Raw genomic sequence first — 9,438 nt, 5'->3', positions numbered from 1 at the left:
CGGGGAAGACCGGCTGGTTGCCGAAGGCGTCGTAGCCCGATTGGCCGATCGGCCGTGACGGCTTGAGCTTGACCTCGATGATGTCGCTGGTCAGCCGGCAGGCATCGGGCTCGAGCTCGGCCCATGGCACATCGCGGAAGGTTTCGACGCCACCTTGCAGGATCGCCTCGCCGACGCGCAGATTGTTGATGCCGGCCGGAAGCCTGCCTTCGAGCAGCAGCGGCAGCGACGACGAGGCGCCGCCGGAAATCACGTCGAGGCTTTTGCCGGACAGGCGCTCGGTCTTGTAGGCATGGGCGACGAGCTGCCCAAGGTTTTCCGGCGTCGGCATGATGGCGCCGAAGCAGCCGAGATTGGTGCCGATGCCGGCGATGCGCACGCCCTTGAACTGCAGGATCTGCTCAACCGTGGGGATCAGGTCGTTCGGCCAGATGCCTTCGCGGAGATCGCCGAGATCGATCATCAGCATGATGTCGTGGACGCGGCCCATGCGCTCGGCGATGCGCGAAACTTCGCGGATGGTGGCGAGTTCCGATTGCAGGCTGATGTCGACGGTGCGCACCACCTCCTCGACCCGCGCCATCGGCGGGCTGCGCAGCAGCATGATCGGTGCGTTGATGCCGCTGTCGCGCAGCCGGCGGATGTTCTCGAAACGCGATTCGGCGATGCCGGCGACACCGCCGCGCAGCATGGCGCGTGCCACTTGCGGCATGCCGCAAGTGCCCTTGGTGACGCCGAACACTTTTATGCCCGACAGCGCGCAGCGCTCGACGATGGTGCGCGCGTTGCGCTCGATGCGGCCAAGGTCGATGGCGACTTGCGGTCCCGACATCCTAGCCCCCGTAAACCAGCCCCTGCGGGTCGATCTCCGGCTTGCGGCCCGAAACGAGGTCGGCGAGGAATTTTCCCGAACCGCAGGCCATCGTCCAGCCGACATGGCCGTGGCCGGTGTCGAGATAGAGATTCTTGTAGCGCGCCTGGCCGATGACCGGCACCGAGTTCGGCATCATCGGGCGCAGACCCGCCCAGAACACAGCCCTCTTCTCGTCGAAGGCACCCGGGAAAAGATCCTTGCCGGTGCTGATGATCGTCTTGAAATCGGCGGGCTTGAAAGTGCGGTCGAAGCCGGTGAATTCGGCCGTCGAGGACATCCGCAAGCGGTTGCCCAGCCTTGAATAGCCGATCAGCCGGTCCTCGTCGGCGCCGCCCATGGTCGGTCCCCTGCTTTCGTCCTCCAGGGGAATCGTCGCGGTATAGCCTTTTACCGGATAGACAGGCAGGTCGATGCCGTAACGGCGCCCGAGCAGGCCGCTTTCCGGCCCCATCGAGATGACAACCGCATCGCCGGCGACCGGGCCGGCCGAAGTCATCACCGCGCGCACCCGGTCGCCCTCGATGTCGAGGCCTTCGACTGTCGTGCCGAACAGGAATTCGACGCCGAGCTTCTCGGCCGCATAGGCGGCCAGCCTGTCGACAAACTGCTTGGAATCTCCGGTCTGGTCGGTTGGCGAATAGACGCCGCCGGCAATCTTGTCCTTGACGCCGGCAAGGCCGGGTTCCAGCTCGACCAGCCGGTCGCGGCCGACGATTTCGATCGGCAGGCCGTGCTTGGCAAGATAACGGTAATTGTCGGTGCCGGTGTCGAGGCTCTTTTGCGAGCGGAAGAAATAGAGAATGCCCTTCTTGCGCTCGTCGTAATGGATGCCGGTCGCTTCCGAAAGCGCATTGATGCAGTCGCGCGAATAGAGCGCGAGCCTGAGCTTGATGTCGGTGTTGGCGCGCAGGCGCGCCACCGTGCACTGGCGCAGGAAACGCAGGCTCCAGGCGAGGAAATAGGGATCGAGGCGCAACCTGACCTTGATGCCGAGATCATGGTTGTAGAGCCCGCGCAGGAAGGTCTTCAAAGCCGCCGGCGAGGCCCAGGCGGTGGCGTCACCCGGTGACACCAGGCCGGCATTGGACTGGCTGGTGCCTTGTGCCGCCGCCGGATGGCGCTCGATCACCGTCACCTCATGGCCGTCGCTGGCCAGATAATAGGCGGCCGCCGTACCGACGACACCGGCCCCGAGCACCGTTATTTTCATGCCATCCCCCCAAGATCTCCTCGCGGCGCCGCGCGTCCGCGCCTTGCCGCGAACGCCTTCAATAGCGCTTCACTGCCCGGCTTGCGAGCCCTTGGGAGAACCCGGCTCAGCCGCGCGCGGAGTTCTTGCCGGTCAGGATGCGCTCCCAGGCGAGCGCATCGGCGACGATCTGGTCGAGATCGTCGCGTTGCGGGGTCCAGCCGAGCTCGGCGCGGGCGAGATCCGAATTGGCGACAACCGCCGCGGCGTCGCCAGGGCGGCGATCACCCATCTTCACCTCGAAATCATGGCCAAAGGCGCGGCGCACGCTGTCGATGACCTCCAGCACCGAATAGCCATGGCTGTAGCCGCAATTGGCGACGAGGCTCTGTCCCCCGGCGCGCAGCCGCTGCAAAGCCAGGCGATGCGCCGCCGCCAGGTCGCTGACATGGATGTAGTCGCGCATGCAGGTGCCGTCCGGCGTAGGATAATCGGTGCCGAACACCTGCATGAACGGCCGCTTGCCGAGTGCCGTCTCGCAGGCGACCTTGATCAGATGGGTTGCGCCCGGCGTCGACTGGCCGGTGCGGCCCTTCGGGTCGGCGCCGGCGACGTTGAAGTAGCGCAGCGCCGTATAGCGCAGGCCATGCGCGATCGACGCGTCGCGCAGCATCCACTCACTCATCAGCTTGGACAGGCCATAGGGCGATTCCGGCGCCAGGCGGGCGTCCTCGCGCACCGGCTCCAGCCCGGCGCCGCCGTAGACGGCGGCGGTCGAGGAAAAGATGAAATTGGGCACGCCTTCGCGCACCGCGGTTTCGATCAGCGTGCGCGTCTTCGAGGTGTTGTTCTCATAATAGCCGAGCGGGTCGGCGACCGATTCCGGAACCACGATCGAGCCGGCGAAATGAATGATCGCGTCGACCTTGTTCTCCCTGATGACCGCGCCGACCAATTCCTTGTCGGCGACATCGCCGACGACCAGCTTGGCCTCCGGCGCCACTGCCCATTCGAAACCGGTGGAAAGACGGTCGAGAACGACCACGCTTTCGCCGGCATCCAGCAGCTCCCAGACCATATGGCTGCCGATGTAACCGGCGCCGCCTGTCACCAAAACTGTCATCCGCGTCCTCGCTTATCCAAGATTTATCGGAAACTGTCTCAACCCCGCTCTACTGGAAAGCCCGCCGCATGGCCATTGGAACCCCCTGGTAACCGGCATTGCCGGCCAGTGGCATTGTCCTGAAACAAAGTTCATCCACATCAAGGGAATAGGCCACGATCCGCGGTCGTTAGGAACAGGTCCGGGGCGTGGCATTTTGACCAAAAAGGCCAGGTGGACGACCAACGGGCCAATGATTATGATCCCGCGCAAAAATTGGGAAGTCGACATGAACTATCAGCGGTTCTTCGAGGAAGCGATCGACCAGCTCCATGCCGAGCGTCGCTACCGCGTTTTCGCCGACCTCGAGCGGATCGCGGGCAAGTTCCCGCGCGCCATCTGGCGTTCCAATGGCCGTGCCGAGGAAATCACCGTCTGGTGCTCCAACGACTATCTCGGCATGGGCCAGCATCCCGACGTCATCGCCGCGTTCCAGAATACCGCTGGCAAGATGGGTTCGGGCGCCGGCGGCACCCGCAACATTTCCGGCACCTCGAACCCGCTGGTCGAGCTTGAGGTGGAGCTTGCCGATCTGCACGACAAGGAAGCGGCACTGGTCTTCACCTCCGGTTTCGTCTCCAACGAGGCCTCGATCTCGACCATCGCGAAGCTTTTGCCCAACTGCCTGATCATCTCGGACGAATTGAACCACGCCTCGATGATCGAAGGCGTGCGGCGTTCCGGCGCCGAAAAGAAGATCTTCCGCCACAATGACGTGGCGCATCTGGAAAGCCTTTTGCAGGCGGCGGGGCGCGAACGTGCCAAGCTGATCGTCTTCGAAAGCGTCTATTCGATGGATGGCGACATCGCGCCGATCAAAGAGATCGTCGAACTCGCCGAGCGCTACAACGCCATGACCTATATCGACGAGGTCCATGCCGTTGGTATGTACGGGCCGCGCGGCGGCGGCATCACCGAGCGCGAAGGCCTGGCCGACCGCATCGACATCATCGAAGGCACGCTGGCCAAGGCATTCGGCACGCTGGGCGGCTACATCACCGGCACCAGCGCTGTGATCGACGCCGTGCGCTCCTATGCGCCGGGCTTCATCTTCACCACGGCACTGCCGCCGGCGATCGCTGCCGCCGCGGCCGCTTCGATCCGCCATCTCAAGCGCTCGCAGGCCGAGCGCGACGCCCAGCAGCAGCAGGCCGCGAGAACCAAACACATCCTGTCGGCCGCCGGCCTGCCGGTGATGGATTCGCCGACGCACATCGTGCCGCTGCTGGTCGGCGATCCCGAGGCCTGCAAGATGGCCAGCGACCGCCTGCTCGGCGTGCACGGCATCTACATCCAGCCGATCAACTACCCGACCGTGCCGCGCGGCACCGAGCGGCTGCGCATCACGCCAACGCCGTTCCATTCCGATGCGCTGATCGCCGAATTGCAGGATGCGCTGGTCGAGACCTGGGATGCGCTCGGTATCCCCTACGGCTCCGCCGGTCGGCCTTCGGTGGCCAAGAGCGACCGCATCATTCCATTGCTGGTGCCCAAGTCAGGCGGCTGATGCCGTTTGGAACTCTACTCCGGCGGCCATCTGGCTCGCCGGAGCGATTTCAATTCGGGCTTCGTCAGCGGCTCAGGCGTTCTTCATCCACTTCGCCAGCCGGTGTGCCGCTTCCTCGATCTGGTCGAGACGGCGGTGGAAGCACAGCCGCAAAAACGCCTCGCCGCCGGGGCCGAAAGCGGTGCCTGGCGCCAGGCCGACATTGGCCTTGTCGACGATGTCGAAGGCAGCGGTGCGTGAATCGGTGATGCCCTCGACGGTGAAAAACAGATAGAACGCGCCCTGCGGCACCGTAAACCCAGCGCGGCCGGTGGCGCCGAGGATGCCGCAGACAAGGTCGCGCGCCTTGCGCGCCCGCTCCACCTGTTCGGCGACGAAGGCGTCGCCCTCGTCAAGGGCGGCGACCGCACCGCGCTGCATGAACTGGGCGACGCCGGAGCTCGAATACTGGATCAGGTTCTCGAACACCTGCTGCAAGCTCGGATGCGTCTTGATCCAGCCGACGCGCCAGCCGGTCATCGCCCAGTTCTTGGAAAAGGAGTTGACGTACAGGATACGGTCTTCCGCCGACGCTATGTCGAGGAAGGACGGCGCGCGGCCGTGGCCGTAGTGGAACAGTGAATAGATCTCGTCGGCGATGATCCAGAGGTTTTTCGCGCGCGCCAGAGCGAGGATCGCCTGCAAGGTCTCGTGATCGGCGGTCCAGCCGGTCGGATTCGACGGCGTGTTGATGAACAGCGCCTTTGTGCGCGGCGTGATCGAAGCGGCGATCTTCTCGACGTCGCAGGACCAGCCATTGCCGGAATGATCGAGCGTGACCGCGACTGGAACGGCTCCCGCTATCCCTGCTGCGGCATCGAAATTCGGCCAGGCCGGCGACAGGTAGACCACCTCGTCGCCGGCGCCGGCGAGCGCGTCGAGCGCCAGCTGGATGGCATGCATGCCGGAGCCGGTGACGATGAATTCTTCCTCCGGGAAATTCTTGCCGAAATGCCTGGCATAGTAACGGGAGAGTGCCTGCCTGAGATCGGGGATGCCCCTTTGCCAGGTGTAGAATGTCTCGCCGCCGGCCAGCGCCTTCGACGCGGCATCGGTGATGAAGGCTGGCGTCGGCAGGTCGCCTTCGCCGGCCCAGAGCGGAATCATGCCTTCGCGCAGGCGGCCGTAATTGACGACGGCGACAATGCCACTTTCGGGTGCCGCACGGGCCTCGGTGCGCAAGCTGTCGATCAGGGTCATGGGCGGATCCGTTTTTGGTCTGCGGTTTTCGTCAGCGGTCCTTACCAGATGCGAAAACAGAAAACCCCGGCCGCCAACGACCGGGGTTTTGGTCCAGCAATGCTGCCCGTGGTCAGCGCCTGGCGAGCAGATCGCGAATTTCGGTGAGCAGCGCGACGTCGGCTGGCGGCGGAGCCGCCGGTGCAGCGGGCTTCTCGCGCTCAAGCCGCTTGCGCATGTTGTTCACCGCCTTGACCATCAGGAAAATGATGAAAGCGAGGATGAGGAAGTTCAACGCGACAGTGATGAAGCTGCCGTAGGCAAAGACCGCGCCTTGCTTCTTGGCGTCGGCCAGCGAGGTGGCGTTGACGGCCGAGGAGAGGCCAAGGAAATAATTGTTGAAGTCCAAGCCGCCGAAAATCGCGCCGACGATCGGCATGATGATATCGTTAACAAGGGAATCGACGATCTTGCCGAAGGCCGCGCCGATGATGACGCCGACCGCAAGGTCCATCACATTGCCCTTGGAAATAAATTCCTGGAATTCTTTCAGCATTCGACCCTCCTTGTCGTGACTGGCCGAGCTGCCGTTTCCGTCCTTGCGGCATCGACCTGAGGCAACATAACAAAAACCTCCTGACGCAACATGGGTAAAAGGGAGAAAACAACCGCTTTCTCCTTACCTTACGGCACTTTGGGCGGCAGCTCTGCCGAATTTGACGCGTTGCGTACAAGGGCGTGAAATTTCATATCCCCGCGATGCAAATCGACACAGATGCCGCCGAATCACTGCAAAACGACCACGCTGGACCAGATTGCCGCCGAGCACGGCATGGGCCCCTGGTTGTTGACGCGAGCGATCAATCGCTCTTTGCAAGGTTTCCCGCATTGACGGCACGGCAAAGCCAGCATTGAATTTCTGGAAATTATAGGCGTTTTCGCCTATAATGTTCTCATGAACATGCTCGAAACCATCAGCATTGATGTTTATCCGTGGGCGGCTCCAACAAAGGAGCAGCGCGCTTGGTTTGACGCGCTTTCGCCCGACGAGAAGCGGAAAGCGATTCAGGCGGCGATCAACGAAGGTTTTGAGAGCCCGGTCAGCGAAAAGTCGATCGACGACATTATTCGGGAAGCGCGTGCCGAACTCCCGCATGCGCCATAGGATAACGCATCGCGCCGAACGCGATCTGAAAGACATTTACCGACACACCTTCGAAAACTTCGGCCACACTCAGGCCGAAAAGTACCTGCGCGAACTCGACGCGGTGTTTGAGTTGCTCGGCGACTATCCGAGTATGGGCCGGCTCTATGAAGGCAGGACCCATCAGTTCGTCCACGGCAAGCACATCATCCTCTATCGCATGGGTTTGGAGGAGGTCGTCATTGGCCGTATTTTCCACGGCGCTCAGCGGCGATCTTCACCATAACGACACCGACGCGCCGCCCTGATAGCCGTCCTGCACAGCTCTGCAATGGACTCGGACGCCAAGCTGTGGTTGCGTCCGGGCAAGCCGGATAGAAAGACGGCAGAGGAGGAAAGTCCAAGCGTGCAGGGCTTGTTCATCGTCATCATCGCGGTCGCCTATGTGACGCTGCTGTTTGCCATCGCCAGCCTCGGCGACCGCCGCTCGGCCATCTCCGAGCCGAGCCGGGGGCGGCCTTTCATCTATGCGCTCAGCCTCGCGATCTACTGCACATCCTGGACTTTCTTCGGCTCGGTCGGTCTCTCTTCCGAACGCGGCCTCGAATTCCTCGGCATCTATACGGGCCCGGTGCTCGTCTTCGTCTTCGGCTTCCCGCTGCTCAACCGTATCGTGCGGCTGGCCAAGACCGAGAAGATCACCTCGATCGCTGATTTCCTCGGCGCACGCTACGGCAAGAGTTTCACCGTCGCGGCGATCGCCACGCTGATCGCCACCATCGGCGCGGTGCCCTATATCGCGCTGCAGTTGAAGGCGATATCCGGTTCGGTCAGCCTGATGGTCGAGCACTATACGGGATCGCCGCCTTCGTTCGATCCCTTCGTCAGCGACATCTCGCTGGTCGTCGCCATGCTGTTGGCGCTGTTCGCGGTGCTGTTTGGAACCCGTCACGCCGACGCCACCGAACACCAGGACGGACTGGTGCTGGCGGTGGCGGTCGAAACCGTCGTCAAGCTCGCCGCCTTCCTGGCGATCGGCCTGATGGTCACCTTCCTGATCTTCGGCGGCCCGGGCGACATGTTCGACAAGCTCGCCGAGAACGCGCAGGTCCGGCAGGCGATGAGCTACAACACCTCGCTCGCCACCTGGCTGGTGCTGACGTGCCTGAGCGGCTTTGCCATCATCATGCTGCCGCGGCAGTTCTACGTCACCATCGTCGAAAACCGCGGCGAGGCCGAACTGCGCACCGCGACATGGGTGTTCCCGCTCTACCTCGTGGCGATCAACCTGTTCGTGCTGCCGATCGCCTTCGCCGGCCTGTCGCTGGTCGGCACCGGAACCAGCAGCGATCTCTATGTGCTGTCGCTGCCCCTGTTCAGCGGCCATGATGTGCTGGCGATGGCGGCTTTCATCGGCGGCCTGTCGGCGGCGACGGCGATGGTGATCGTCGAAAGCGTGGCGCTGTCGATCATGATCTCCAACGATCTCGTCATTCCGCTGTTCGTGCGCCGCCTGCTCAAGACCTCGACCTCCGAGACCGAGGACTGGTCGACGCTGATCCTTAATGTGCGGCGCGGGGCGATCTTCATCCTGTTGTTCATCGCCTTCCTCTATTACCGCGAGAGCACCAACAGCGCGCGCCTGTCGTCGATCGGCCTGATGTCGTTCGCGGCCATCGCCCAGTTCGCCCCCGCCCTGATCGGCGGGCTGATCTGGCGCGGCGCCAACGGCCGGGGTGCGGCACTCGGCATGGTCGCCGGCATCCTCGTCTGGGGCTACACACTGCTCCTGCCGTCGCTTGCCGCGGCCGATACCGGCATCATCGTGCACGGGCTGTTCGGCTTCGAGGCGCTGCGGCCGCAGGCCCTGTTCGGCACCGTCGCCGAACCGCTGAACCACGGCGTGTTGTGGAGCCTGTCGATCAATGCGGTGTTTTTCGTGCTTGGCTCGCTGTCGCGCGCGTCGGTGCCGCTGGAACGCATCCAGGCGTCGATCTTCGTGCCGCGCGATGCCGGCCCGATGCCCAGCCTGCGCCGTTTCCGCACCGCCATCACCGTCAACGACCTGAAGGACACGATCGGGCGCTATCTCGGCGTCGAGCGCACCGAGCGCTCTTTCCAGTCGTTCGAAAAGACCAACGGAACCTCGCTGCACGGCAACGAACAGGCGAGCATGGACGTCATCCGCTTTTCCGAGCAGCTGCTGGCCAGCGCCGTCGGCTCCTCCTCGGCACGGCTGATCCTGTCGCTGCTGTTTCGGCGCCACGACCGCGAATCCCGAGATGCCTTCCGCTTGCTCGACGACGCCACCGAGGCGCTGCAGCACAACCGCGACCTCTTGCAG

General features: G+C 63.4%; 9 protein-coding genes. 4 read left to right on the top strand and 5 right to left on the bottom strand.

Annotated features, from left to right (window positions below; translation table 11 throughout):
• The 3 genes from EOA22_RS15700 to galE all read right to left on the bottom strand — a co-directional run.
• Nucleotides 1–832 (bottom strand): alanine/ornithine racemase family PLP-dependent enzyme (locus EOA22_RS15700; protein ID WP_164755471.1); only part of this gene is annotated, 832 nt, incomplete at its 3' end.
• Nucleotide 833: 1 nt separating this feature from the next.
• Nucleotides 834–2,084, bottom strand: a complete 1,251-nt coding sequence (locus EOA22_RS15695; RefSeq protein ID WP_063170029.1) for a D-amino acid dehydrogenase — start codon at nt 2,082–2,084, stop codon at nt 834–836.
• A gap of 106 nt (nt 2,085–2,190) precedes the next feature.
• A complete protein-coding gene (gene galE, locus EOA22_RS15690) occupies nt 2,191–3,186 on the bottom strand; it encodes a UDP-glucose 4-epimerase GalE (RefSeq protein ID WP_063170028.1) in 996 nt (331 codons plus the stop codon).
• A gap of 268 nt (nt 3,187–3,454) precedes the next feature.
• Here galE and hemA point away from each other — a divergent pair, with 268 nt between their 5' ends.
• Nucleotides 3,455–4,732: a 5-aminolevulinate synthase gene (hemA, locus tag EOA22_RS15685; RefSeq protein ID WP_063170463.1), complete on the top strand. Its 1,278-nt coding sequence runs from the start codon at nt 3,455–3,457 to the stop codon at nt 4,730–4,732.
• Between the two features lie 72 nt (nt 4,733–4,804).
• On the opposite strand, the gene EOA22_RS15680 is transcribed toward hemA, so the two are convergent.
• Nucleotides 4,805–5,971, bottom strand: coding sequence for a pyridoxal phosphate-dependent aminotransferase (locus tag EOA22_RS15680; protein WP_013533609.1), 1,167 nt, complete (start codon nt 5,969–5,971; stop codon nt 4,805–4,807).
• Nucleotides 5,972–6,083: 112 nt separating this feature from the next.
• Nucleotides 6,084–6,506: a large conductance mechanosensitive channel protein MscL gene (mscL, locus tag EOA22_RS15675; protein ID WP_013533610.1), complete on the bottom strand. Its 423-nt coding sequence runs from the start codon at nt 6,504–6,506 to the stop codon at nt 6,084–6,086.
• Nucleotides 6,507–6,905: 399 nt separating this feature from the next.
• Between mscL and EOA22_RS15670 the strand changes: the two genes are divergently transcribed.
• The 3 genes from EOA22_RS15670 to EOA22_RS15660 form a co-directional block, all read left to right on the top strand.
• A complete protein-coding gene (locus EOA22_RS15670; protein WP_024503137.1) occupies nt 6,906–7,115 on the top strand; it encodes a hypothetical protein in 210 nt (69 codons plus the stop codon).
• Nucleotides 7,105–7,380: a type II toxin-antitoxin system RelE/ParE family toxin gene (locus tag EOA22_RS15665; protein ID WP_013533612.1), complete on the top strand. Its 276-nt coding sequence runs from the start codon at nt 7,105–7,107 to the stop codon at nt 7,378–7,380. Before EOA22_RS15670 ends, EOA22_RS15665 begins: the two co-directional genes overlap by 11 nt.
• A 120-nt stretch (nt 7,381–7,500) precedes the next feature.
• Nucleotides 7,501–9,438, top strand: a 1,938-nt coding sequence (locus tag EOA22_RS15660; RefSeq protein ID WP_164755469.1) for a sodium:solute symporter, incomplete at its 3' end; no start/stop codon positions are given.

The organism is Mesorhizobium sp. M7A.F.Ca.US.014.04.1.1, assembly GCF_003998745.1.
Taxonomy (GTDB): Bacteria; Pseudomonadota; Alphaproteobacteria; order Rhizobiales; family Rhizobiaceae; genus Mesorhizobium; species Mesorhizobium ciceri.
Note: the sequence above shows the minus strand (reverse complement) of the source record. Positions and strands in the feature narration are given on the sequence as shown.